Below are 23,416 nucleotides of genomic sequence, written 5' to 3' on the forward strand. Positions count from 1 at the left end.
GTGATGATTTTTCGGCCCCGACCCGCCCGCCGCCCATGACCGGCCGGCTTTCCGCCAGGATTCCTGCCGGCTGGATCCTGCTGGCATGCATTGGCCTGCTGGCGCTGAACCAGCGCGGGCCGTTTGTGGCCGTAGCGCCTGTGGTGGACCTGATGCAGGCGGAACTGGCGTTCTCACCGGTGATGCTTGGGCTGCTGACCAGCATCCCCGTGCTCTGCTTCTCGCTCGCGGCGCCGCTGGCATCCCTCGCGGCCAGAAAATTCGGGGCCGAGTTCGCGGTGACGCTGACCATCCTGGGGGTCCTGGCCGGTGTGCTGCTGCGGTCCGCCGGGGGGCCGGTGCTGGTGGTGGCCGGCACCGTGCTGATCGGCGTGGCCATCACGGTGGGCAACATTGCGGCGCCGTTGATCATCCGGCGTGATTTTGCTCCCGGCCGGCAAGGCACCGCTATGGGCATCTACACGGCCGCCCTGAACGTGGGGTCCTTTCTGACGTCCGTGGTGACCGCCCCGCTGGCAGCCGCGGCAGGATGGCGGACGGCGCTCGCGGCCGTGGCGGTCCTGGCCGTCCTCGCCATCGTGGGGTGGACGCTGGCGGTGGGACCGCGGAACGCCTTCCTGGTGTCCGGCCAGGTGCCTGCAGTTGCGCTGTTGCCGCCGGTGAAGGGCGCGGGCTGGGTCACGGCAGGCCTGACTGCCGGCTTTGCAGGCCAGGCTTTCTCTTATTACGGGGTGACCGCCTGGCTGCCCAGCTACCTGCACGACGAACTCGGCATGTCCGCGTCCGGAGCCGGCGCGGCCTCCTCGATCTTCCAGATCCTGGCCATCGTGGGCGGCCTGGGCGTTCCGTTTGCCGCCAAGTACTGGAGCATGAAAACGGTGGCCATCACCCTGGGAGTGCTGTGGGTCGCGGTTCCTGTCGGGTTGCTGCTGGCGCCTGGGCTCTGGTGGCTGTGGAGCGTTTCCGGCGGCATCGCCCAGGGCGGCGGCATCACCGTTGTGTTCATCGCCGTCATCCGGCTGGCCCGGGACCAGGCGTCCGCCGGGCGGATGTCCGCCACGGTGCAGGGCCTGGGCTACTGCTTCGCGGCCCTCGCGCCGCCCATGGTGGGCTTCGTCCATGACGCGTCCGGTTCCTGGACCCTGCCCCTGCTGCTGATCCTTGGTTCCGTACTGGTCTTCTTCGCCGGCACCACCTTGTCCGTGCGCCAGGTGCCGCGGGGCCGCTGAGCCGGGTGCCGCCGTCGTACGCGGCCCCGAACGCCCGCCAGCAAAACGGGATTGTCCCACCCACTCAGAGAGGGGGTGGGACGGGGGTTCCGTGCCGGCCCGGCGCCCCGGATTTCGGGGTGCCTTGTTGCGAGGGGCGTGCCGGGCCGGCGGACGGAAGGATGTCAGGCCGCGGCGAGTTCCTCCACGGTGGCCTTTTCGCGGGTCTCGGTGAGGTAGCGGGCGTAGGCGGGCAGCGTCAGGAAGGACGGGAAATCCTGGGCCAGGGTGACCTCTTCGAAGATGTCCCGGGCATCCTCGAAACGGTCACCGTCGAAGCGCTCCAGGCGGGCGAATTCCTCATCGAGGAGTTCCTCCACCCACTGCTGGGTGATGATCTCGCCCTGGTCCGTGATGGCGTGGGCGTACATCCACTGCCACAGCTGGGAACGGGAGATTTCGGCGGTGGCGGCGTCTTCCATGAGGTTGTGGATGGCCACGGCGCCATTGCCGCGGAGCCAGGATTCGATGTAGCGGATGCCCACTTCGATGTTGATCCTGATGCCGTGTTCGGTGATGGTCCCTTCCGTGGCGGCCACGTTGATCAGGGCCCGGTCATCGGGGGTGACGTCCGCCCGGAGCCGGTCCAGCTGGTTGGGCTTGCTGCCGAGGGCTTCGTCAAAGACCTCGCGGCAGACCGGAACGAGGTCCGGGTGGGCCACCCAGGAGCCGTCGAACCCGTCAGCGGCTTCGCGTGCCTTGTCGGCACGGACCTTTTCGAAGGTGATGCTGTTGGCGGCCTCGTCCTTGCGGTTGGGCACTGCTGCCGCCATTCCGCCGATGGCCATGGCGCCGCGCTTGTGGCAGGCACGGACCAGTTGCTCCGTGTAGGCCCGCATGAACGGCTGCGTCATGGTCACCTGGGCCCGGTCCGGGAGGACGAACCGGGGGCCGCGGGTGCGGAAGTTCTTGATGAGGGAGAAGATGTAGTCCCAGCGGCCGGCGTTCAGGCCGGCGGCGTGGTCCCGCAGTTCATAGAGGATCTCCTCCATTTCGAAGGCGGCGGTGATGGTTTCGATCAGCACGGTGGCACGGATGGTGCCCTGCGGGATGCCCAGCAGGTCCTGGGCCAGGATAAAGATGTCGTTCCAGAGCCGGGCCTCGAGGTGGTTCTCGATCTTGGGCAGGTAGAAGTAGGGGCCTTTGCCCTGGGCGAGCAGGCGGCGGGCGTTGTGGAAGAAGAACAGCCCGAAGTCCACGATTCCGCCGGCGATGGGGGTGCCGTCGACCAGCATGTGCTTTTCCGGCAGGTGCCAGCCCCGTGGCCGGACCACCATGGTGGGCAGCTCGGTGGCGGGGCGGAGCCGGTATTCCTTGCCTTCCTCCGAGGTGAAGTCGATGCGGCGCTCCAGGGCGTCGGTCAGGTTCAGCTGGCCCTTGATGACGTTGCGCCAGGTGGGGGTGGAGGAGTCCTCCATGTCCGCCAGCCAGACCTTGGCACCTGAGTTCAGGGCGTTGATGGTCATCTTTTTGTCCACCGGGCCGGTGATTTCCACGCGGCGGTCCTCCAGGCCGGGGGCCGGGGGAGCCACCCGCCAGGTGGGGTCGTTGCGGATGTCCTCGGTTTCGCGGAGGAACCTCGGGTCCTGTCCTGCTGCGATTCCGGCGCGGCGTGCCCGGCGGGCCTGGAGCAGTTCCTGGCGGCGTCCCGCCGTGGCCCGGTGGAGCCTGGCGAGGAACGCCAGCGCGTCAGGGGTGAGGACCTCGTCCTGCCGGCACACGGGCTGCGCGGTCAGGGTGATTCCGTTGATGCTGAAGTTGTCGGTGAAAGTGTTCATGGGAGTTGCTCCTTGGCTGTCCACCCCGTTGCCCTATCACTTATGGCTCCCAACAGCTGTCGATAGGGACCATAGGTGATAGGGCAAGTGGGTGGGAAAGGCGGCTGGGGATTAGTGGAACTGGCCTTCTTCTGTGGATCCCACGAGGGCGAGTGTTGACGCGTTCGGGTTGAGCGCGGTGGCGATGCTGTCGAAGTAGCCGGTGCCGACTTCGCGCTGGTGTTTCGTTGCGGTGTAGCCGCGGGACTCGGAGGCGAATTCCTTTTCCTGGAGCTCGACGTAAGCGCTCATGCCGTCCCGGGCGTAACCGTGGGCAAGGTCGAACATCGAGTAGTTCAGGGCGTGGAATCCGGCCAGGGTGATGAACTGGAAGGTGAAACCCATGGCGCCGAGTTCACGCTGGAACTTGGCGATGGTGTCGTCATCCAGGTGCTTGCGCCAGTTGAAGGAGGGCGAGCAGTTGTAGGAGAGCATCTGGTCCGGGAAGTCGGCTTTGACGGCTTCGGCGAATTTGCGGGCCAGGTCCAGGTCCGGGGTGCCGGTTTCCATCCAGATCAGGTCCGAGTAGGGGGCGTAGGCCTTGGCGCGGGCAATGCAGGGTTCGATGCCGTTGCGGACCTTGTAGAAGCCTTCGGCCGTGCGTTCGCCGGTGATGAATTCCTGGTCGCGTTCGTCGACGTCCGAGGTGATGAGGGTGGCGGCCTCGGCGTCGGTGCGGGCGATGACCACGGTGGGGGTGCCGGCGACGTCGGCGGCGAGCCGGGCAGCGTTCAGGGTGCGGACGTGCTGCTGGCTGGGGATCAAGACCTTGCCGCCCAGGTGGCCGCATTTCTTTTCAGAGGCGAGCTGGTCTTCCCAGTGCACGCCGGCCGCGCCCGCCTGGATCATGGATTTCATGAGTTCGTAGGCGTTCAGCGGCCCGCCGAAGCCTGCCTCGGCGTCGGCCACGATGGGCACCAGCCAGTCCTCGACGGTCTGGATGCCTTCGGAGAACTCGATCTGGTCCGCCCGGAGCAGGGCGTTGTTGATCCGGCGCACCACGGTGGGGACCGAGTTGGCCGGGTACAGGGACTGGTCCGGGTAGGTGTGCCCGGAGTTGTTGGCGTCCGCGGCGACCTGCCAGCCGGAGAGGTAGATGGCGCGCAGCCCGGCCTTGACCTGCTGCACGGCCTGGTTGCCGGTGAGGGCGCCGAGGGCGTTGGTGTAGCCGCCGGTCTGGCGCTCTTCCGTGAGCTGCTTCCACAACTTTTCCGAACCGCGACGGGCCAGGGTCTGCTCTTCGGTGACCCGGCCGCGGAGCTTGACGACGTCGGAGGCTGAGTAGTCGCGGGTCACGCCTTCCCAGCGGGGGTTGGCAGCCCACTCAAGTTCCAGGGCCGCTGCCTGCTGGCCGGGCGTCTGCTGGGCGGGCTCAAAAGCTGCAGTCATCGTTGTCTCCTCGTTTATGCGCCAGGGTTCCGGCCGCCGGGCCGCTTCGCTGCGGTTGCCGGCGGGCCGGTACGGTGGTGCAAATCTTTTCCGTGAACAACACTTTTCCGTAGTTGCAATCCGGAAAATAGATCAAAAGACTGGAAAGAAATGCGTTTCTTCGCTTATCCTGCATAAATGCCGCCTACCAGCTGGAACCGCAACGTTGCGCCGTCCACCGTCCCCGCCGCCGTCCCCGAACTGGACGTCATCAGCCTGGGCCGCAGGGTCCGGCATCTGCGGAAAGCGGCAGGCCTGACCCTTGACGGCCTGGGTGCCGCGGTGGGAACTGCGCCAAGCCAGCTGAGCCTGATCGAGAACGGCAAGCGGGAACCCAAACTCGGGATGCTGCAGCAGCTCGCCGCTGCGCTGGGGGTGGGGATCGAACAGCTGCTTGGGGCCGAACCGCCAAGTCGCCGGGCGGCCCTGGAGATCGAGCTGGAACGCTACCAGCGGGGGCCCTTGTATGAGACCTTGAACATCCCCAAAATCCGCATCAGCTCAAGGCTTCCGCTGGATGTGCTGGAAGCCCAGGTGGGGCTGCTGCACGAGTTGGAACGCAAGCTGAACGAACAGGTGGCAACCCCCGAGGAGGCCCGGCGGGCCAACGGCGGATTGCGGGCCATGATGCGCGAGCGCGGCAACTACTTCCCGGAGTACGAGGCGGAGGCGAAGAAGGTGCTGGCCGCCGTGGGGTACACCTCCGGTCCGTTGTCCCAGCACGTCATCGCGGACATCGCGGAGAACCTGGGTTTCAGCCTCCACCACGTAGGGGACCTGCCGCATTCCACCCGGTCGGTGACGGACCTGAAGAACCGCCGAATTTACCTGACGCAAAGCCAACGGCAGGACCATGACCCCCGTTCCGTGCTGCTGCAGGCCTTGGGCCACTACGTGCTGGGGCACGAGACGCCGAAAAACTACGGTGATTTCCTGGCCCAGCGCGTGGCCACGAACTATTTCGCGGCGGCGCTGCTCCTGCCTGAGCAGACGACGGTGGACTTCCTGCAGAAGGCCAAGGCGGCGAAGGAGATCGCTGTTGAGGATATCCGGGACGCGTTTGCGGTTTCCTACGAGACGGCCGCGCACCGTTTCACCAACCTCGCCACCCGGCATCTGGGGATCACCACCCATTTCCAGAAGACCCACCAAAGCGGCATCATCTACAAGGCCTATGAGAACGACGGCGTGACGTTCCCGCAGGACCATACCGGCGCCATCGAGGGCCAACCGTCGTGCAAGGCGTGGACGTCGCGGGCCGTCTTCGATGTGCCCGACAAGTTCAGTGCCTACAGCCAGTACACGGACACGCCGTCCGGCACGTACTGGTGCACAGCGCGGACGGAGCGCTCCGCCAACGGCGAGTTCTCCCTGTCCATCGGGGTGCCGTACCAGCACGTGAAGTGGTTCCGCGGACGGGAGACCACCGCACGGGAAAAGTCGCTGTGCCCGGACCCCAACTGCTGCAAGCGGCCGCCGGCGGCGCTGGCGTCCGAATGGGCGGGAAACGCCTGGCCGTCCGCCCGCGCCCACTCGCACCTGCTGGCCGCGATGCCGCCCGGCGCGTTCCCCGGCGTGGACGAAACCGAGGTGTACAGCTTCCTGCAGGCGCATTCGGGAAGCTGAGCCGGCTTAGCCGCGGCGTACTGCCCTGTCCAGGCTTTGGCGCGCCGCCCTGAGATCGATGCAGATGAAATCGGTAAGGAGCCCGTGGACTGCCCGGAACGATTCCTGGTCGCCGGTCCACCGGCTGGAATCGCGGAGAAATTCCACAAAGTGCATCAAACAGTACATGGCCACAATTCCTTCCTGGACTGTATGCAGAAGGAGCGAAGCCATCTTCGCGGCCACATCCTCCGGATGCAATGCAGTGATGGAGGATGTTTCTTCGTCCCGCGGGTAAAAGCGAAAGAAGAAGGCCAGATGCTCGACGACAAACGTCGCGTCAGGATTACCGGGGCCCGCCCGGAACCAGCGGATAAAGGCCGGAGTGAGGGCTTCCAGTTCGCGTACATTAGCGGGCGAGGGCAGAACCACGTGTTGGTCTGCGTTGACGAAGGGGTTTCCCGGCTGACACCTGGCATGATGCCGTTGACCCCTCGCGTTGCGTGATTTCGTGGCCATCGTTTCCTCTCCTGCGCTGTCAGCATTGACAGGCTGTGCTCCAAAGCTAGGCCCGAAGATAACCGGCAGCCACGACCCATCGGACGTATGTGGAAAACACCGAGAAACGCCCTAGCCGTGCAACTCCCGGTACGCGGCAGCGGCCGCCGGATGCAGGGTGATGCCGGCCGTGTTGATCAGGCTTTCCGGGCTGAGGAACTGCACCCCGAGGCTTGATTCCGGGATCAGCTCACTGGCGTTGTCCACCAGCAGTTTCACGGTCCGCTGCACTGTTGCGGCGTCCAGGTCGGGCCGGCACAGCAACAGGTTTGCGGCGCCCACGGTCCACGCCGCCGGCACGCCCGGGTAGCTGTCGGCGGGGATCAGCACCCTGTCGTACACCGCCCCGTGCTGCCGGCGGAGCTCCGGGAGCACCGCGGACAGGTCCAGCAGCCCGAGCGCCACGTCCTGCCCCGCAACGGCGATGGCCGCCGTGGGCACACCGCCGGACCAGAACAAGGCGTCCACGGAGCCAGCCCGCAGGGCGGCCAGTCCCTCGTTGAGCCCCAGGTTGAGGACGACGACGGTCCCCGCCTTCGATGCCGCACCTTCCGGCGAGGCGGACAGGCCGGCAGCCGCAAGGATCCTTGGTGTGGTTAGGGAGGTGCCGGAGCCCGGCTGGCCCACGGCGATCCGGCGGCCGGCCAGCTGGCCGAGTGCACTGATGTCGCTGTCCCGCCGCACCACGCAATGAACGTAGTTTTCATAAACCCGGCCCAGGGCAGCAAGATCCGTCCCGGCCTCAACCGGCGTTCCGGTGCCCGAGGCGTCCGCCAGGGCCACGGCAAACGTGGCCCGGCCCGCCCGCAGTTCCGCCAGGTTGTCCAGGCTGCCGCCGGTGGGGACGGCAGTGGCTTTGCCGGCCACCCCGTGCCGTTCCAGCGCAGCGGCCAGGAGGGCAGCGAACTCAAGGTAGAAGCCGCCAGGCTCACCACCGGCAACGGTGACCAGATCAGGGCGGCCGGCACCTGTGCAGCCGGCCAGCGCAGCCGGCAGTCCCAGGGCGAGTCCTGCGGCAAGCCCGCCCCGCAGGACCATCCGCCGTGAAAGCCCCGCACCGGCGTCAGCCACGCCTGGCTCCCGGGTCCGTGGCCAGCCGCTGATCCGGCAGCACCGGGAACTCCAGCCGCACCGCCAGGCCATGGGGTTCGACCGCGGCCAGCACCAACCGGCCGCCGTTGGCTGCCGCCAGCTCACCCACAATAGTGATCCCCAGCCCCGTCCCCCGGACCGCGGAGTGCTGCGCCGCCCGCCAGAACCTGGTGGCGGCGGCGGCCCGGTCCGGCGCGGAAAGCCCGGGACCGTCGTCGGAAATTTCCACCACTGCAGTGCCGGGGTCAACTTGGAGGCTCGCTGTGACCGTTGCAGTCGGCGCATACTTGACGGCGTTGTTCAGCAACTCAGCCACCATCTGCGCGAGTTCCGCCGGATGGCAGCCCACCAACGCGCTGGGCGCCGGCGGCGGGGCCAGCACCAGGCGGCAGCCCGCCCGCTCCGCCGCCGGCAGGGCCCGCTCCACTTCCCCCTGCAGGACCGGGTACGGGTCCATGGTCTGGGCCGGCGGCCGGGCCGGACCGCTGAACGGCCGGGCGGCGTCCTCGGATGACCGGTGCTCGGCGGCGGCAAGCTTAAGCACGCCGTCCAGGATTTCCTCCACACGTTCCAGCTCCGCCATGACACTGTCCGCGGCGCCGCGTTCCCGGGCCGTTGCCAACTCCAGCTGGAGCAGGTCCATCCGCAGCCGCAGGGCTCCCACGGGATTCCGGAGCTGGTGGGATGTGTCGGCGATCAGCTGGCGTTGGGAGTCGAGGCTGGCCGTCAGCGTACCGGCCATGGCAGTGAAGGACCTGCCCAGCTGGCGGAGCTCCGGCGGGCCGTCCTCCGGCAGCCTGCCTGCCCGGCCTGTCCGTTCCAGCTCGGTCACGGCGGAATCCAGCCGCAGGACGGGCCGCAGGACCCAGCCGGTCAGCCGTGCGGCCCCCAGCAGCAGGACGGCTGCCAGCGCCAGTGCGGCAGCTCCCACCAGCAGCCAGCGTTCCCGGAGTTTTTGGCGGGCGGCGTCCAGGTCCACTTCCAGGACCACAGCCCCCAGCACTTGGCTGGCACTTCCAAAGGGCCGGAACACGAGCTGGGAACCGGCACCGAACGGCTCAATCGGCGCCAGCGAGGTGCCGTTTACATTGAGCCTGGCCTGCGACAACGCAGCAGCGACGTCCGCCCGGTCTCCGTCCAGGCCGCCGGACCGCAGCATTGACTGCTGTACCCGGACCACAATGCCCTCCCCGTACAACCCCGAGTACGTGTCCATGTCGCGCTGCAGCCGGGCGGTGTCGCCGTCGGACGAGGCATCGAAGGCCACCTGCGCCAGCCGGTTCAGCGAGGCTGCGCGGTTGATCTGCAGTTCCTGGGTCAGCTCCCGGGACGCCGAGGTCAGGATGGTTCCGGTGACCAGAAAAACCACCGCCAGGCACAGCACGCTCAGGATGCCCAGGACCCGGATCCTCACGCCGGATCAGCCTCCACCCGATAGCCCACCCCGCGCACGTTGATGATGAAGCCGGGCTTCTGCAGCTTGGCCCGCAGCCCAGTGAGGTGCACGTCCAGCGACCGGGACGAGGCCAGGAACGCATCGCCCCACAGCGCGTCCAGGATCTGTTCCCGGGTGACCACGGATCCGGCATGGCGGGCCAGCAGGGCCAGCAGGTCGAACTCCGTGGCCGTCAGCGGCAGGACCGCGCCGTCGCGGGTGGCGGACCGCCGGTTCACGTCGATCTCCAGCCCGGCCAGGGAAATGGTGGCCGGCGCGCTGTCCCGGGCGCGCCCTGCCCGGCGAGTCACCGCCTCGATCCTGGCCAACAACTCCACCAACTTGACGGGTTTGACCAGGTAGTCGTCCGCGCCGGAGCGCAGGCCCAGGACCACACTGCGTTCATCATCGCGGGCGGTCAGGATCAGGATGGGGCAGTCCGTGACCTGGCGGAGCTTCCGCAGGACCTCCAGCCCGTCCATGTCCGGCAGCCCCAGGTCCAGGAGGATCACCTGGAAGTTCCGGTGCAAGAGCAGGGCGTCGGCTCCGCGGGAGACCCGGGTGGTATGCAGTCCGGCTGAGCCAACCGCGGCGGTCAGGGCAGCGGCCATGGCGTCGTCGTCCTCGACGATCAGCACATCCATTGCCTGTCCTTTTCTGCGCTGCCGGGTGGAAGCGTCACTGGAGACTATCGCGTGCGGGCCGGAATTACCCGGGGCGGGCCATTGCCGGATACCTGCGGCGGCATGGGCGGGGCCCGGCTGGGCGAATCCTAAGGAAGTGTTAGGAAAGCCGTCCCGGCGTTGGTTGTGCGCCGCATCACCCCTAACTTGGTGGAAGTCCTCCAACCGTTCGGGAGACTGTCCACGCCAAGGAAGGTTCACTGATGAGCACCCAACACGCAACGCCGCGTAACGAGGCGGCCCAGACCCGGAGGGCCGTGGGCAACATCCTGAAAGGATCCGCCGGCAACCTCGTTGAATGGTACGACCTCTACGTCTACACCGTCTTCGCCGCCTACTTCCAGTCCCACTTCTTCAGCTCCGAAAGTGACCTCCAGGCGGGCCTTGAGGCCATGGCGGTGTTTTCCACGACCTTCCTGATGCGGCCCATCGGAGCCTGGTTCTTCGGCCGGTACGCCGACCGGAAGGGACGCAAGGCTGCCCTGACCCTGAGCGTGACCATGATGTCCGCCGGCTCGTTCGCCATCGCCATCCTGCCCACCAAGGACGTCATCGGGATCTGGGCGCTCATCATCCTCGTGTTCATCCGCCTGGTACAGGGTTTCTCCGTCGGTGGCGAGTACGGCACCAGCGCAACCTACATGTCGGAAGCGGCAACGTCCCGCCGTCGTGGGTTCTTCTCCAGCTTCCAGTACGTGACCCTGGTGGGCGGCCAGATGCTGGCGCTGCTGGTCCTGATCATCCTGCAGAACAGCATGGGCGGCACCGTGCTTACCGAATGGGGCTGGCGGATCCCGTTCGCGATCGGCGGGGTGGCGGCACTGGTGGTTCTCTGGCTCCGGCGCTCCATGGAGGAGACGCTGTCCTCCGACCAGCTGCGCGCCGCACACGTGAAGGTTGCCGGCGAGGCCCAGCCCGGAACGATGCGTCTCCTGCTGACCAAGCACCTCAAGCCATTGCTGATCTGCATCGGCATCACGCTGGGCGGCACCGTTGCCTTCTACACGTACACCAACTTCATCCTGAAGTTCATGAACGATTCCTCCGGCATCGCCAAGACCGAGACGTCCGTGATCAACTTCTGGGCGCTGCTGATCTTTATGTGCCTGCAGCCGGTCTACGGCATCATCTCCGACAAGGTGGGCCGCAAGCCGCTGCTGCTGTGGTTCGGAATCACCGGCGTCCTGTTTACGTGGCCGCTGCTGTCCGCGCTGGGCGGGACCCGGGATCCTTTCACGGCCTTCCTGCTGATGCTCGGCGGCCTGGTCATTGTGGGCGGCTACACGTCCATCAACGCACTGGTGAAGGCCGAACTCTTCCCGGCCTCCATCCGCGCCCTCGGCGTGGGCCTGGGGTACGCCATCGCCAACTCCCTGTTTGGTGGAACGGTTCCCCTGATTGGCGCGGCGCTGCAGAAGGCCGGCAACATCGAGCTCTTCTTCACCTACGTCACGGTGGCCATTGCCTTGTCGCTGCTGGTGTACATTTTCGCGCTGAAAAACAAGAAGCCCACCCAGCTGGATGAGGAACAGGGCCACGCCTGGGACGTTGCCAAGTCCGACGACGGCGCCGACCTCCTCGAGGTAAGGCGCTAGTTCACGCCCGGTTGCCCCAGCCGGGGTAAGCGGAAGATGCAGGAAAAGGTGCGGTGCCGGCTTTCGCCGGCACCGCACCTTTGGCGTTTACGGCACCGCACCTTTGGCGTTTACGGCAGCTGTCAGCGTGCCGCGCGGCGACTTGCCAGGGCCCCGTGCAGCCGGAAGAACCGGGGGAGCACCACGTAAACGGCGCACGGAACCACCAGAAGGGTCAGCCCCATGGCCCGGAGCACCGGGTGCCAGCTGTCCATCAGCGGACCGAGGACCAGCATGCCGATGGAAACGAGCGGAAAGATGGCCAGCCAGGTCATGACGGCGCGGGTGTGGATGGACGGCGGTGCGGGCGGCAGAGGCGTCAGGGCAGCCGCGGGAGGGGTGTCGGTGGCGGGCTGTGGCACGGCAGTCATCGAAATCTCCAACTGGTTAGTTGCTTATGTTGATGGCGACACTACGGGGACGTCCGGCCAATTGCAACTACTTGGTTGGAAATTGCGTAGGATGGGTGCCATGGCCTGGAATACCGAACGCACCAAAGAGCTGCTGCTGGCTGCCGCCACCGCGGAATTCAGCGCCAACGGACTCGCCGGAGCCCGGGTGGACCGGATCGCCGCCGCCGCGGGCGTCAACAAGGAGCGCATCTACCAATACTTCGGCAAAAAGGATGACCTGTTCGACGCCGTCCTGGCCGCCGAAATGATCCGGGTGATGACCGAGGTTCCCATCCGCGGCTCCGGCCCGGAAGCCTTTGGCGATTATGCGGGCCGGCTGTTCGACAGGCACACCACGGACGGCGCGCTGCCCCGGCTGGTGTTCTGGGAAGGGCTGGAACGCGGGCGGGAAACCGTCAGCAGAGCCACCCGCACCGATCATTGCGCCATCAAGGTGGGGCAGGTGATGGACGTTTTGCCGGGCGTGGACCGCGAGGACGCGGCGGACCTGCTGATCACCGTTGTCACGCTGTGCGACGGCTGGCCGGTGCTGCCACAGATCGACGCCCTCCTGGCCGGGAGCGCGCCGGACCGGGCCGTCCGGCGCCGGGCAGCGATTGTGCGGACGGCCACGCTGATGGCCGGTGCCCTGCTCACTGATGCCAGGGCTAAGGAAGCCGCGCACCCAGGAGTCTGAACCTGAACTCCCGGGTGCGCGCCGCCGTCGTCCGTTCACGCCACGCTGCCGCGACGCCGGGCAGAACTCCCCATGGCGCTGCTGCGGACCGGCGCCTACGATGGCAGCGGACCGCTCGGTCCCTTCTGTCACTTTCTTGGGGAAAAGGACCTTACCCATGCCGTTGCCGCGATCTGCCGCCGACCATCCGATCCAAAGACCATGGCAGGGGGTGTGGGCGTGGCCCTGGGCTGTCCTGGCGGCGGTGGTGCTGGTGGCCGCCGGCCTCTTCGCCGGCGCCGTTCCTGCCTCGGCCGCGACCTATACCTTCAAGGGCGTTGTTAAGGGGAAGCTGAGCGCCACGGCAACGGCCACGCCGCTGGGGGATGTGTGGGTGGGGGCCTACACCAACAACTCCGCGGCCTCCTCCGTGGCCGGCGCGTGGACAGCGGCCGACGGGTCCTACAGCTTCACCGTACCGGCAGCCGGCAGCTACAAGATGTGGACCACCTGCAGCAGCGGGCCCTGCTCGGCAACCTACGCCAGCGAGTGGAACAACAATGAGTCGGGCTCCTACAACTCGACGCCCGTGGCCGTGACCGATGCTGCCCCCACCACCACGTTCAACCCGCAGCTGGAGGCGTACGGCACCATCAGCGGCCGGATCACCAACCAGGCAGGGCAGCCGCTGACAGCCGTTTCCGTCGAGGCGTCGCCCGCCGGCGGTGGGCAGGTCAGCAGCACCAAACCCGATGCCAACGGGTATTACACGCTTGGCAAGGTCCCGCCCAACAAGGCCTACATCAGCGTCAGGGACGAGTCCGGGCAGCGGCTTTACCTGGAGAAGTACTGGAACGGGACCGCTGCCGTGGACACCTACACCACAGCCACTGTTCCTGCCGGGGTTAAGTGGACCAACGCCAATTTTGTGATGAGCAATGAAACGCTGATCGAAGCAACCGTTACGGGCCCGGACGGCGCACCCATTGCCGACGTCGGTTACGTCCCGTGGGTATACAACGACGCAACCGGCGCCTGGGACGGCCCCCAGATGGGGCCACTGACCTCGGACGCCAACGGCAAGATCTACTGGCGCATGACCGTGGGCAAAAAATACAAGCTCTGCGTTTCCGACACGGTCTACGGCGGCGCACCCCGGGAGTACCGGTACAAGCCCGAGTGCTACAACAACGTCGCCACGATGGAAGCCGCTTCCATCCTGACCGCAACGTCAGCCGGGCAGCGGGTGCCCGCAGCAATCCAGCTGGAGCGGGACGGCCTGTCGATGGCTCCGGGCAGGCCCTACGTTTACGGATCGGCGCAGGCAGGACAGACACTCACAGTTGATCCCGGCGCATGGGGACCCGCTCCGGTGGCTCTGGCCTACCAGTGGCAGCGCTCCAAGGAAGGTGCCCAGCTCCAGGACATAGCCGGCGCCACAGCCACCACGTATGTGCCCACTGCCGCCGATGCCGGGTATGACATCTGGGCAAAGGTCACGGGGACCAAGGCCGGGTATTCGTCCTACTCCGAGACCGTGCACGCCGGTGCATCGGGCGCCGAGGCCGTCACTGCATCGGCCCCGTTCACCATTTCGGGCACACCCAGCGCGGGAAACACCCTGACCGTCAACCACGGAACACTCAGCCCCGTCCCCGATTTCGGTCCCTACTACGACTGGTTCGTGAATGGCGTCCAGGACTACAGGTCCAATCAGCGGACGTTCCTTCTGCAGACTTCAGACGCCGGCAAAAAAGTCACCGCCCGGCTCAGCGTTTATGACTGGCCGCTCCAGCCGTACCACGGCCAGGCGTCCGTCACTGTTGCTGCCGGAACCTTGTCTGCGCCGGTGCCGACGGTGTCCGGGACGGCGAAGGTTGGTTCGGTGTTGACTGCTGTTCCGGGTGCGTGGGGTCCGGCGCCGGTGACGCTGGCGTATCAGTGGTTCCGGGCGGGGGTTGCGGTGACGGGTGCGACGTCGTCGGCGTATACGCTGGCTGCTGCCGATCAGGGCAAGGCCATGACGGTTCGGGTGACGGGGTCCAAGGCCGGGTTTACGACGGCGGCGAAGACTTCTGCTGCGACGGCGGCTGTCGCGGTGGGAACCCTGTCTGCGCCGGTGCCGACGGTGTCCGGGACGGCGAAGGTTGGTTCGGTGTTGACGGCTGTTCCGGGTGCGTGGGGTCCGGCGCCGGTGACGCTGGCGTATCAGTGGTTCCGGGCGGGGGTTGCGGTGACGGGTGCGACGTCGTCGGCGTATACGCTGGCTGCTGCCGATCAGGGCAAGGCCATGACGGTTCGGGTGACGGGGTCCAAGGCCGGGTTTACGACGGCGGCGAAGACTTCTGCTGCGACGGCGGCTGTCGCGGTGGGAACCCTGTCAGGTCCGGTACCCACCATCTCGGGAACCAAAACCGTGGGAAGTACCCTGACCGCAGTTTCCGGGACGTGGGGTCCGGCGCCGGTGACGCTGGCGTATCAGTGGTTCCGCGGCAGCACTGCCATCACCGGCGCCACCGGACCGACTTACAAACTGGTGGCAGCGGACAAGGGAGCTGCCATCAAAATACGCGTGACCGGCACCAAAACGGCCTACACTGCCCTGGCCCGCTACTCAGCGGCCACCGCACTGATCGGCTGATCCGCCTGTCCGGGGCCACCCGGAACGGCATTGCGGTAACCACCGGCTCCCTTTCCTATCCCGGGAAGGGGGCCGGCGGCGTTAAGGGGCCAACGGGAAAGTACCCAGCCTGGCGGACTATATTGGGCCTGTCAGCCCATCAATTCGATTGCGGGAGTGTGCACGCATGGCCAAGGAAATCGCCACCCAACTTATTGAACAGCTGCAGGCTGCCGGAGTGCAGCGGATTTACGGGATTGTGGGCGACAGCCTGAACCCCATCGTGGACGCTGTCCGCAAGACCGGGGGCGCCAGCCAGGGCGGCATCGACTGGGTCCATGTGCGGCATGAGGAGGCCGCCGCTTTCGCAGCCGCGGCCGAAGCGCAACTGACCGGCAAACTCGCCGTTTGCGCCGGCTCCTGCGGCCCCGGAAACCTGCACCTGATCAACGGCCTTTACGATGCCAACCGGTCCGGCGCGCCCGTCCTGGCCATCGCCTCGCACATCCCCAGCAAGCAGATCGGCAGCAGCTTCTTCCAGGAGACCCACCCGGACCGGCTGTTCAATGAATGCTCCGTCTACTCGGAACTGGTCAGCACCGCCGAACAGGCACCGCGCGTAATGCACAGCGCCATCCAGCATGCCGTGGGCCTGGGCGGCGTCGCCGTCGTCACCTTGCCCGGTGACGTGGCCGGGCTCGAAGCCACCACCCCCACGCCGCTGCCGGCAACTTTCCGGCGGGCCAGCCTGGTGCCGGATCCGGCCAGTGTGCAGGAACTCGCGGATGCCATTAACGACGCCGGGAAAGTCGCCATTTTCGCCGGCGCGGGGGTTGAGGGGGCCCACAGCGAGCTGATCGCCCTTGCCGAGCGTGTGCATGCGCCCATCGGCCACTCACTCCGCGGCAAGGACTTTGTCCAGTACAACAACCCCTATGACATCGGCATGACCGGGCTGCTGGGCTACGGCGCTGCGGCAGAAGGCATCGACGACGCGGACCTGCTGGTCCTCCTGGGCACCGACTTTCCCTACGATCAGTTCCTGCCCGGTACCCGGACCGCGCAGGTGGACCGGGCAGCGCACAAAATAGGCCGCAGGACCGACGTCGACATCGCCGTGCACGGCGACGTGCTGCCCACCCTGGCTGCCCTCCTGCCACTCCTGAAGCAGAAGAAGAGCCGCCGCTTCCTGGACCAGATGCTGAAAAAGCACGACCGGCTGATGAACAAAGCCGTGGGTGCCTACACCCGGAAGGTGGAGAAAAAACAGCCCATCCACCCCGAATACGCGGCATCGCTCCTGGACCAGCTGGCCGCTGAGGACGCCATCTTCACGGCCGATACCGGCATGTGCAACGTGTGGACGGCCCGGTACATCAACCCGCTGGGCACCCGCCGGCTGATCGGTTCGTACCTGCACGGCTCCATGGCCAACGCCCTCCCGCACGCCATCGGCGCGCAGGCCGCGTTCCCAGGACGGCAGGTCGTCTCCGTATCCGGCGACGGCGGCCTCTCCATGCTGATGGGTGAACTCATCACTGTTGCGGCGCACAAACTGCCGGTCAAGGTGGTGGTGTTCAACAACTCCACCCTGGGCATGGTCAAGCTGGAGATGCTGGTGGACGGGCTGCCGGACTTCGGTGTGGACGTCCCCGATGCGAACTACGCAGAGGTTGCCCGGGCCCTGGGGTTCCACTCCGAACGGGTCACGGACCCGGCCCGGATCGAGTCCGCCTACCGCGAAGCCTTTGCCCACCCAGGCCCGGCGTTGGTGGAGCTCATCACCGATCCGAACGCGCTGTCCATCCCGCCAAAGATCTCCGGCTCGCAGGTGCTGGGCTTCGCCACCGCCATGTCCAAGGTGGTCCTGAACCGCGGCGCCGGGGAAGCGGTGAACATGGCCCGGAGCAACCTTAGGAACATCCCGCGCCGCTAGGGCCCGCATTCCCTGGTCGAGGAGATACCAACGCCCCCGCACCGATGTGCGGGGGCGTTGGAGTTTCCAGCCGGTGCGGCCTGGCTAGCGGGCGCCGCCCTGCCAGAGCGCGTCGAACGGCGCTCCGGAGGCAACCCGGTTTTTGATGCCGGCCGTGACGAAGGCTTTGGCCGTCCGAGCCGCTGCCAGGGGCGAGGCACCCTTGGCGAGTTCAGCGGTGACAGCTGCGGCCAGGGAGCAGCCGGCGCCGGACACCGCCACCTCACCGACTTTGGGGGCGCTGAGCACTTCGAGGGTGGACCCGTCGTAGAAGACATCCACGGCGTCCGCACCGGCCAGGCGCACTCCGCCCTTGGCCAGGACTGCTGCGCCGCTGATTTCGTGGATGCGGATGGCGGCGGCCTTGAGGGACTCGACGTCGGTGATCACCAGGCCGGACAGCGACTCCGCCTCGAAATGGTTGGGCGTCACAAACGTGGCCAGCGGCAGGATATGGGCCTTCAGCGCCTGGTCGGTGTCAAGCGCGTGTCCCGGCTCCTGGCCCTTGCAGATCAGCACCGGGTCCAGCACCACTTGGCGGAAAGCGTTGGCCTTCAAGGCGCCGGCAACCGTGGCGATGGTGGCCGGGCTGCCCAGCATGCCGATCTTCACGCTGTCCAGCACAGACGGCGCGCCCGACGCCGGGCCGTACGCCGCCGTCGTCGCCTCCAGTTGGTCAGCAATCACCTGCTGGTCCACGGGCACAAAGCGGTGGTTCCAGTTGTCCGTCGGATCGAAGGAGACAATGCAGGTCAGGTTGGCGATGCCGAAGACGCCCAGTTCCTGGAAGGTCTTCAGGTCCGCCTGCGCGCCGGCGCCGCCGGTGGCTTCGGACCCTGCGATGGTCAGGACAACTGCGGGGGCAGCGGGCTGTGTTGCGTCAGCGGAAACGGAAGTCATGGCACCATCCTGCCATCCGGCGTCGTCCGTTTTCCTTGTGTTTCTGAACAGGGCACTCCGGCAGTGTGTGTTCACCGTTACAACGGGCGGCAGCCGGGCGCGGCCAATGGGAGAATTGGGCGACAGTGCTAATACAGCCGGCCCGCGAAGCATCCGCGACCGAGCGAACCACTTTGAACGGACCTCCCATGCCTTCTGCCCCGGGCCCTGACGCCCTCCCCACCCACGCGCGCGGCGCAGCCCCAGGCGAGGCGGCCAGGTTCGCTTCGATCGGCTCGCCGTACTTCGGGATCCTGCTCGCAGCCATGGCGGTCATCCTGATCCTGTCCAACATTGGCGCGTCCAAGGGCGTGGCATTCGGCCCCATCATCACCGACGCCGGCTTTTTCCTTTTTCCGCTGGCCTACATCCTGGGCGACGTGATCAGCGAGGTCTACGGCTTCAAAGTGGCCCGCAAAGCCATCCTCACCACTTTCGCGCTGTCCGTCTTCGCATCGTTGAGCTACTGGGTGATCATCGCGCTGCCGGGATTCGACGACGACTTCGGCGCGTCCAAGCAGGCTGCGCTGGAAGGCGCGCTGGGACCCGTCCCGCAGATCGTGCTGGCCTCGCTGCTGGCGTTCCTGGCCGGGCAGACCATCAACTCATGGATCCTGGTCCGGATGAAGGCCCGCTCCGGCGAGAAGTCGCTGTGGGCCCGGCTGATGGGCTCCTCCGGCGCCGGCGAGTTCGTGGACACCCTGATCTTCTGCAGCATCGCGGCCTCGGTCATCGGCATCACGGACTTCGGCATGTTTGTGAATTACGTGGTGGTGGGGTTTGTCTACAAGACCCTGGTGGAATTCCTGTTTGTGCCGGTCACCGCCGTGGTGATCGGCTGGATCAAGAAACGTGAGCCCAGCTACCCGGCCTAGGCCCATGTCACTCGAAACGCTGGAACGGTGCGGGGACGCTGTTCCGGGTCAGCGTCCCCACACCGTTCCAGCGATTTCGACGCCGGGAGGCCGACCGGGCACGGAAACAGGACTAGCGTCTTAGGGCTGTGAGCACGCGTTGTTTGAACTCCTGCTCCCGGAACAGGTCCTTCCATTCCACCCGGACAAAGAACCAGCCGTCCTCGGTGAGCGCCTTTTCGCGGCGCCGCTCCTGGAACAGGACTTCGGCAGTGGGCTTGTAGTCGAAGTACTTGACCTTTCCGTCGAATTCGAGGGCCACTTTCTTGTCCTTCCAGGCGAAATCGAGCCGGTGCCAGCCCGCGCGGCTCCGGACCTCCACCTGGGCCTCGGGTTTGGGGAGCTGCAGGCGGGTGATGAGTTCGCGGGTCAGCGTTTCCCCGGCCGACTCGGCGCTGGCATCTGCGTTGGCCAAAGCCGCCCGGAGGTTGCGTATCCCGCGCTGCCCTGCCAGCCCGTCCGCCGCTGCCTGCATGAGGGAGGTATCCGCGCCGAGCCGCAGCGCGTTGTCCATAATGATCAGCGACTGGCGGTAGCTGAGCATCAAGGCGCAGTCCACCGTTGTGCGCTCAAGGGTGGTAACGCGGAGCGTGGCCCGGGTCATGACCTCTGCGTCCGAATACGGCCGGGTGTGGCCACGGATGTCCTTGCCGAGGCGCTCACAGGACGGCCGCACCCGGAACAGCAGGTGGATCAGGTCGTCAACATTCCAAAGGAAAAGGCCATGGAGCCTTGCAGCCGAGGTGTGGCTGTACACGAAGCCGCCAGTCGACGTCGTCAACGTCCCGTAAGCATGGGCATGGATCAGCTGCACACTGCGAAGCGAAGCGGACTGCTTTTCCCATAGAGCGCCCCGGATGTAGCAGCCGTACCGCAGCCGGACCAGTCCGCCGCTGCTGACGAGCTGGCGTACGGCCCGGGAGTTCAGTCCCGCGGCCCGCAGCTGGCCGGTCCGCCAAAGGTTGCCTGCTGCGGGGAGCGGCGGGAGCTGTGTCATCCACCCAGCTTCGGATGGGCTCCGCGCGTGGGCCAGGTTCCGCCGTCGTTATGTGGAAAACAACCGGGACGCTGGAACGGTGCGGGGACGCTGTCCCGGTTCGGCGTCCCCACACCGTTCCGGCGATTAAGACGGCGTCGGGCTCAGGAGTAGTACTGCCCCAGCGTCTCGTCTTTGAAGTCGAAGAAGGTGCCGGCCTCGATGGCCAGCCTGGCGTCGTCCACCATCTTCACCACAAAGCGCTCGTTGTGGATGGAGATCAGGGTTGCGGAGATCATTTCCTTGGCCTTGAACAGGTGGTGGATGTACGCGCGGGAGTAGTTGACGCAGGTGTAGCAGTCGCAGCCGTCCTGCAGCGGGCCGAAGTCGCGTTTGTATTTTGCGCCGGAGAGGTTGAACCGGCCCTGCGGTGTGTAGAAGGCGGAGTTGCGGGCCACCCGGGTGGGCGAGACGCAGTCAAAGGTGTCCGCGCCGTTCTCGATGGCCGTGAAGATGTCGTCCGGCTCGGAGATCCCCAGCAGGTGCCGTGGTTTGTCCTCCGGCAGCTCCTCATTGCACCAGCGGACAATCGTGCCCAGGTTCTCCTTCTCCAGCGCCCCGCCGATGCCGAACCCGTCAAAGGGCATGGCGCCCAGGTCGCGGCAGGCCTGGCGGCGGAGGTCCTCGTACTGCGCGCCCTGGATGACGCCGAACAGCGCCTGGTACGGTTTCCCGACGCGGGTGGAGGTGAGCCGGAAGTGCTCCTCGATGCAGCGCAGCGCCCACAGCCGGGTGCGTTCCAGCGACTCCACCTGGTAGCCACGGGAGTTCTGCAGGGTGGTGAGCTCGTCGAAGGCGAACATGATGTCCGCCCCGATCCGGTGCTGGACCTGCATGGAGATTTCCGGGGAGAACCGGTGCCGGTCGCCGTTGAGGTGGCTCTTGAACCAGACGCCGTCGTCGTCGATATGGGCGAGGCGTTCCTTGCCGGGCGCCACGGCGTCGTCAGGTCCGGAGGAATCAACGGACTTCATGTCGATGACCTTCTTGAAGCCAGAGCCCAGGCTCATGACCTGGAACCCGCCGGAATCGGTGAACGTGGGGCCGGGCCAGTTCATAAACGCGCCGAGGCCGCCTGCTTCGTCAAGGATGTCAGCGCCCGGTTGCAGGTAGAGGTGGTAGGCGTTGGCCAGGAGCGCCTGCGCCCCAAGGTCCGCCATGGATTCGGGCAGGACAGCTTTGACCGTCGCCTTGGTTCCGACGGCGATGAACGCCGGCGTGCGGATCTCACCGTGCGGGGTGGAGATGCTGCCGGTGCGGCCCAGGAATTCACCGCCGTTTTCCGAGACCTGGGCGCCGGAAGGACTGCAGGAGTCCGACAGCCGGGTACCCACCCGGAAGCCGAACTCGGCCTGGACGGCAGGCTGCCCGGCCGTACCGTCAGTGGCGGCTTGCTGGGACGGGGCAGGGGCGGGGTTGGCTGGCACCGTACCAGTGTGCCAGCATTCCCCGCCGCTCCGTCAGCTGGCCGGTTCCGATGTGGGGTAGTTCTCAGCGCGCCAGTTGTCCCACCCCGTACGGATCGACTCCAGCCGGTGGGCGCCCAGCCCGTACGTTGAGGCAATCACCAGGGACCCGCCGTCGGGCCGGATGTCCTCGATGACCGGCTGGTCCGTGACCACCAGGAGGCCCTCGCCGTGGTCGGCGTAGTCATGGACCGTGAGCCCCACCTGGTGGTTGGACCGGTACCAGACCTTCCCGGAGATCTCCTCGCCGGTTCCCAGCGTGAGCCGGTAGTCCCCGCCCGGCGCCGGGACGTCGGCCAGGCCCAGCTTTTCGATGGCGGAGCCCGGACCGCCCGGGAGGTTCAGGAACAGTGTGTGGCGGGAGCCGCGGGGGTGGCGCTCCAGCACAAACCGGAGCTGCTCGAGGAACGTGAGCCAGCCCTGGGTGATGTCCTCATCCCAGGCAGCCCATTCGGAGTTGTGGTCCAGCGCGGCGCGGGTCACGCTGACCCGGGTCCCCGTGGGCACGGGGTGGAGCTCAAAGACGTCCCCGCCGTGAACAGTGAGGCTGGTGTGGTCCGGTGCTTCCTGCACGTCGTCGGAGAAGTAGATCTCTTTGATTTCGGCGTCCAGGTCCTCGGCCTGCCAGCCGTGCCACTGGGCAACTTTGGCGGGTTCGCGCAGCATGGTCCAGACCTGCGGCGCGTCGGCGTTGATCACTACGCTCAGATTGTTGGTCATGCCCCGAATGTACAACTCCCGCCCCGTCCCGGGTAGGGGGCAGTTGCCGGCCGGCGCTGTCCCGCGCCGGCCGGGTGGATCCTCAGGCGCGGACGGCCTCAAGTTCGTTGCTGATGCGCCGCTTAAGTTCGCTGCCGCCGATGGTTTCCGAACCGCCGTGCGCGCGCAGGAACAGCAGTGATTCGAGCCGCAGCAGCCGCCATTCCCGTTCGGCGTCGTGGTTGGAATTGTCGATGGCCCGGAAAATTTCCTTGTCGTACAGGTTGGGCTCATTGAGCGAACGCTGCCGCACCTTGGCCGCCATCCGGGCCTTGAACGGGTCGGTTTCCTGGTTCTCGGGAGTCCGGATCAGCTGCTCGTAGACGGCGGCCCGGCGGTCCTGGCCATCCTGCCGGCAGATGTAGCTGGCCAGGGCGAGGGCCGCTTCCACGGACGTCCAGCGGCCGGGGTTGCCGTCAAAAGGCAGGACCGTGATGAGGTCCGCGACGAGGAGCGCGTTCTCGGCGTCCTTCAGGGCCACAAACAGTTCCTGGGCGAGGTCGCTGAGGTCCTTCAGGCAGCTGCCCGACTTGAAGTTCACGCCCTTGGCCAGCCGGTCCGCCAGCAGCATCACGCCGATGGCATCCGGGTGCGCCTCCGCCGCGGCTTCCACAACGGACTCCGGGGTACCGGCGGCGGTGGGGATCAGGGCGAGTTCCTCGTCGCTGGGTCCCTTGATGGCCGGTGGTACGGGCGGCAGCGGGGGAACCACGACGGCGGGCGCCGCTGCGGCGGGCGCAGCAGTTCCGGCGGGCTGGTGCTGCCGTGCTTCAGCTGGTTGTCCGGCCGCCTCGGGAAGGCGGGTGACGGCGTCGGCCTGCTGGTCCACCACGGTGACGGTGGTGCCCACGGCGATGCGCAGGGTGCCGCCGCCGGAAAGGCTGGCGAGGACCAGGGCGGGCGCGCCGAAATCGTCGCGCTCCACCTCGATCTGATGGATTTCTGCGGTCCCCCGGCCGTCCGGCAGCAGGATGTGGTGTCCGCTGCCCAGAGATCCAGCCTGCTGTTCGCTGTGGCGCCGTGCGGCTGGTGTTTCGGTCATGGAAGTCCTTAAATTCTTGTGCGGTCCGCCCAACAGTCTACAAAGGCGGGCACCGGAAATCGGGGACCCGGCGGGTG

The 23,416-nt window shown here is 66.7% G+C and carries 19 protein-coding genes; 7 read left to right on the plus strand and 12 right to left on the minus strand.

All coding sequences use genetic code 11. From position 1 onward, the window contains the following. Window positions 1–35 precede the first annotated feature (35 nt). The gene (locus ACRB8A_RS03015; protein WP_432245554.1) at window positions 36–1,229 is read left to right on the plus strand and encodes a CynX/NimT family MFS transporter; all 1,194 of its coding nucleotides are present in this window, start codon (window positions 36–38) and stop codon (window positions 1,227–1,229) included. A gap of 164 nt (window positions 1,230–1,393) precedes the next feature. Here the strand turns inward: ACRB8A_RS03015 and aceB are convergent, their stop codons facing one another. Both aceB and aceA read right to left on the minus strand, forming a co-directional pair. Further along, window positions 1,394–3,046 carry a malate synthase A gene (aceB, locus tag ACRB8A_RS03020; RefSeq protein WP_050686678.1) on the minus strand — a complete coding sequence of 551 codons (1,653 nt, stop codon included), beginning with the start codon at window positions 3,044–3,046 and terminating at the stop codon, window positions 1,394–1,396. Between the two features lie 111 nt (window positions 3,047–3,157). After that, complete coding sequence (gene aceA / locus ACRB8A_RS03025; protein ID WP_056595414.1) at window positions 3,158–4,474, minus strand: isocitrate lyase; 1,317 nt, start codon at window positions 4,472–4,474, stop codon at window positions 3,158–3,160. Between the two features lie 177 nt (window positions 4,475–4,651). Here aceA and ACRB8A_RS03030 point away from each other — a divergent pair, with 177 nt between their 5' ends. Then, window positions 4,652–6,139: an XRE family transcriptional regulator gene (locus ACRB8A_RS03030; protein WP_050686675.1), complete on the plus strand. Its 1,488-nt coding sequence runs from the start codon at window positions 4,652–4,654 to the stop codon at window positions 6,137–6,139. Between the two features lie 6 nt (window positions 6,140–6,145). Here the strand turns inward: ACRB8A_RS03030 and ACRB8A_RS03035 are convergent, their stop codons facing one another. The 4 genes from ACRB8A_RS03035 to ACRB8A_RS03050 all read right to left on the minus strand — a co-directional run bounded on the left by ACRB8A_RS03035 (window position 6,146) and on the right by ACRB8A_RS03050 (window position 9,847). Then, the gene (locus ACRB8A_RS03035; protein ID WP_157407730.1) at window positions 6,146–6,637 is read right to left on the minus strand and encodes a hypothetical protein; all 492 of its coding nucleotides are present in this window, start codon (window positions 6,635–6,637) and stop codon (window positions 6,146–6,148) included. A 111-nt stretch (window positions 6,638–6,748) separates the two neighbouring features. Then, entirely contained in the window at window positions 6,749–7,714 is a 966-nt protein-coding gene (locus ACRB8A_RS03040; RefSeq protein ID WP_432246007.1) for a TAXI family TRAP transporter solute-binding subunit, read from the minus strand. A 25-nt stretch (window positions 7,715–7,739) separates the two neighbouring features. Then, window positions 7,740–9,182 carry a sensor histidine kinase gene (locus ACRB8A_RS03045; protein WP_432245555.1) on the minus strand — a complete coding sequence of 481 codons (1,443 nt, stop codon included), beginning with the start codon at window positions 9,180–9,182 and terminating at the stop codon, window positions 7,740–7,742. Beyond that, entirely contained in the window at window positions 9,179–9,847 is a 669-nt protein-coding gene (locus ACRB8A_RS03050; protein ID WP_285240211.1) for a response regulator transcription factor, read from the minus strand. Before ACRB8A_RS03050 ends, ACRB8A_RS03045 begins: the two co-directional genes overlap by 4 nt. A 242-nt stretch (window positions 9,848–10,089) precedes the next feature. Between ACRB8A_RS03050 and ACRB8A_RS03055 the strand changes: the two genes are divergently transcribed. Then, entirely contained in the window at window positions 10,090–11,481 is a 1,392-nt protein-coding gene (locus ACRB8A_RS03055; protein ID WP_432245556.1) for an MFS transporter, read from the plus strand. 122 nt (window positions 11,482–11,603) lie between these two features. Here the strand turns inward: ACRB8A_RS03055 and ACRB8A_RS03060 are convergent, their stop codons facing one another. Next, on the minus strand, window positions 11,604–11,891 hold the full coding sequence (locus ACRB8A_RS03060) for a hypothetical protein (protein WP_056595404.1): 288 nt from the start codon (window positions 11,889–11,891) through the stop codon (window positions 11,604–11,606). Between the two features lie 100 nt (window positions 11,892–11,991). Here ACRB8A_RS03060 and ACRB8A_RS03065 point away from each other — a divergent pair, with 100 nt between their 5' ends. The 3 genes from ACRB8A_RS03065 (at window position 11,992) to ACRB8A_RS03075 (ending at window position 17,144) form a co-directional block, all read left to right on the plus strand. Then, a complete protein-coding gene (locus ACRB8A_RS03065; RefSeq protein WP_432245557.1) occupies window positions 11,992–12,609 on the plus strand; it encodes a TetR/AcrR family transcriptional regulator in 618 nt (205 codons plus the stop codon). Between the two features lie 157 nt (window positions 12,610–12,766). Continuing rightward, the gene (locus tag ACRB8A_RS03070; RefSeq protein WP_432245558.1) at window positions 12,767–15,229 is read left to right on the plus strand and encodes a carboxypeptidase regulatory-like domain-containing protein; all 2,463 of its coding nucleotides are present in this window, start codon (window positions 12,767–12,769) and stop codon (window positions 15,227–15,229) included. A gap of 166 nt (window positions 15,230–15,395) precedes the next feature. Then, complete coding sequence (locus ACRB8A_RS03075; protein WP_432245559.1) at window positions 15,396–17,144, plus strand: pyruvate dehydrogenase; 1,749 nt, start codon at window positions 15,396–15,398, stop codon at window positions 17,142–17,144. 84 nt (window positions 17,145–17,228) lie between these two features. Here ACRB8A_RS03075 and ACRB8A_RS03080 read toward each other — a convergent pair whose 3' ends face one another. Continuing rightward, on the minus strand, window positions 17,229–18,083 hold the full coding sequence (locus ACRB8A_RS03080) for a hydroxymethylpyrimidine/phosphomethylpyrimidine kinase (protein WP_432245560.1): 855 nt from the start codon (window positions 18,081–18,083) through the stop codon (window positions 17,229–17,231). A gap of 188 nt (window positions 18,084–18,271) precedes the next feature. Here ACRB8A_RS03080 and ACRB8A_RS03085 point away from each other — a divergent pair, with 188 nt between their 5' ends. Further along, a complete protein-coding gene (locus ACRB8A_RS03085) occupies window positions 18,272–18,997 on the plus strand; it encodes a queuosine precursor transporter (RefSeq protein ID WP_082178195.1) in 726 nt (241 codons plus the stop codon). Window positions 18,998–19,109: 112 nt separating this feature from the next. Here the strand turns inward: ACRB8A_RS03085 and ACRB8A_RS03090 are convergent, their stop codons facing one another. The 4 genes from ACRB8A_RS03090 to ACRB8A_RS03105 all read right to left on the minus strand — a co-directional run bounded on the left by ACRB8A_RS03090 (window position 19,110) and on the right by ACRB8A_RS03105 (window position 23,339). Next, window positions 19,110–20,033 carry a type IV toxin-antitoxin system AbiEi family antitoxin domain-containing protein gene (locus tag ACRB8A_RS03090; protein WP_432245561.1) on the minus strand — a complete coding sequence of 308 codons (924 nt, stop codon included), beginning with the start codon at window positions 20,031–20,033 and terminating at the stop codon, window positions 19,110–19,112. Between the two features lie 143 nt (window positions 20,034–20,176). Further along, entirely contained in the window at window positions 20,177–21,499 is a 1,323-nt protein-coding gene (gene tgt, locus ACRB8A_RS03095; RefSeq protein ID WP_432245562.1) for a tRNA guanosine(34) transglycosylase Tgt, read from the minus strand. Between the two features lie 33 nt (window positions 21,500–21,532). Then, a complete protein-coding gene (locus ACRB8A_RS03100; protein WP_050684484.1) occupies window positions 21,533–22,258 on the minus strand; it encodes an SRPBCC family protein in 726 nt (241 codons plus the stop codon). An 82-nt stretch (window positions 22,259–22,340) separates the two neighbouring features. Next, window positions 22,341–23,339: a DUF6707 family protein gene (locus ACRB8A_RS03105; protein ID WP_432245563.1), complete on the minus strand. Its 999-nt coding sequence runs from the start codon at window positions 23,337–23,339 to the stop codon at window positions 22,341–22,343. Window positions 23,340–23,416: the final 77 nt, after the last annotated feature.

It is taken from the genome of Arthrobacter sp. G.S.26, assembly GCF_050847375.1.
In the GTDB taxonomy this organism is placed as follows: domain Bacteria; phylum Actinomycetota; class Actinomycetes; order Actinomycetales; family Micrococcaceae; genus Arthrobacter.

Bases quoted from the DNA above. Each gene is read 5' to 3' on its own strand.
- ACRB8A_RS03015 (WP_432245554.1), top strand. From the start codon at position 36: ATGACCGGCCGGCTTTCCGCCAGGATTCCTGCCGGCTGGATCCTGCTG.
- aceB (WP_050686678.1), bottom strand. From the start codon at position 3,046: ATGAACACTTTCACCGACAACTTCAGCATCAACGGAATCACCCTGACC.
- aceA (WP_056595414.1), bottom strand. From the start codon at position 4,474: ATGACTGCAGCTTTTGAGCCCGCCCAGCAGACGCCCGGCCAGCAGGCA.
- ACRB8A_RS03030 (WP_050686675.1), top strand. From the start codon at position 4,652: ATGCCGCCTACCAGCTGGAACCGCAACGTTGCGCCGTCCACCGTCCCC.
- ACRB8A_RS03035 (WP_157407730.1), bottom strand. From the start codon at position 6,637: ATGGCCACGAAATCACGCAACGCGAGGGGTCAACGGCATCATGCCAGG.
- ACRB8A_RS03040 (WP_432246007.1), bottom strand. From the start codon at position 7,714: ATGGTCCTGCGGGGCGGGCTTGCCGCAGGACTCGCCCTGGGACTGCCG.
- ACRB8A_RS03050 (WP_285240211.1), bottom strand. From the start codon at position 9,847: ATGGATGTGCTGATCGTCGAGGACGACGACGCCATGGCCGCTGCCCTG.
- ACRB8A_RS03055 (WP_432245556.1), top strand. From the start codon at position 10,090: ATGAGCACCCAACACGCAACGCCGCGTAACGAGGCGGCCCAGACCCGG.
- ACRB8A_RS03060 (WP_056595404.1), bottom strand. From the start codon at position 11,891: ATGACTGCCGTGCCACAGCCCGCCACCGACACCCCTCCCGCGGCTGCC.
- ACRB8A_RS03065 (WP_432245557.1), top strand. From the start codon at position 11,992: ATGGCCTGGAATACCGAACGCACCAAAGAGCTGCTGCTGGCTGCCGCC.
- ACRB8A_RS03070 (WP_432245558.1), top strand. From the start codon at position 12,767: ATGCCGTTGCCGCGATCTGCCGCCGACCATCCGATCCAAAGACCATGG.
- ACRB8A_RS03075 (WP_432245559.1), top strand. From the start codon at position 15,396: ATGGCCAAGGAAATCGCCACCCAACTTATTGAACAGCTGCAGGCTGCC.
- ACRB8A_RS03080 (WP_432245560.1), bottom strand. From the start codon at position 18,083: ATGACTTCCGTTTCCGCTGACGCAACACAGCCCGCTGCCCCCGCAGTT.
- ACRB8A_RS03085 (WP_082178195.1), top strand. From the start codon at position 18,272: ATGCCTTCTGCCCCGGGCCCTGACGCCCTCCCCACCCACGCGCGCGGC.
- ACRB8A_RS03090 (WP_432245561.1), bottom strand. From the start codon at position 20,033: ATGACACAGCTCCCGCCGCTCCCCGCAGCAGGCAACCTTTGGCGGACC.
- ACRB8A_RS03100 (WP_050684484.1), bottom strand. From the start codon at position 22,258: ATGACCAACAATCTGAGCGTAGTGATCAACGCCGACGCGCCGCAGGTC.
- ACRB8A_RS03105 (WP_432245563.1), bottom strand. From the start codon at position 23,339: ATGACCGAAACACCAGCCGCACGGCGCCACAGCGAACAGCAGGCTGGA.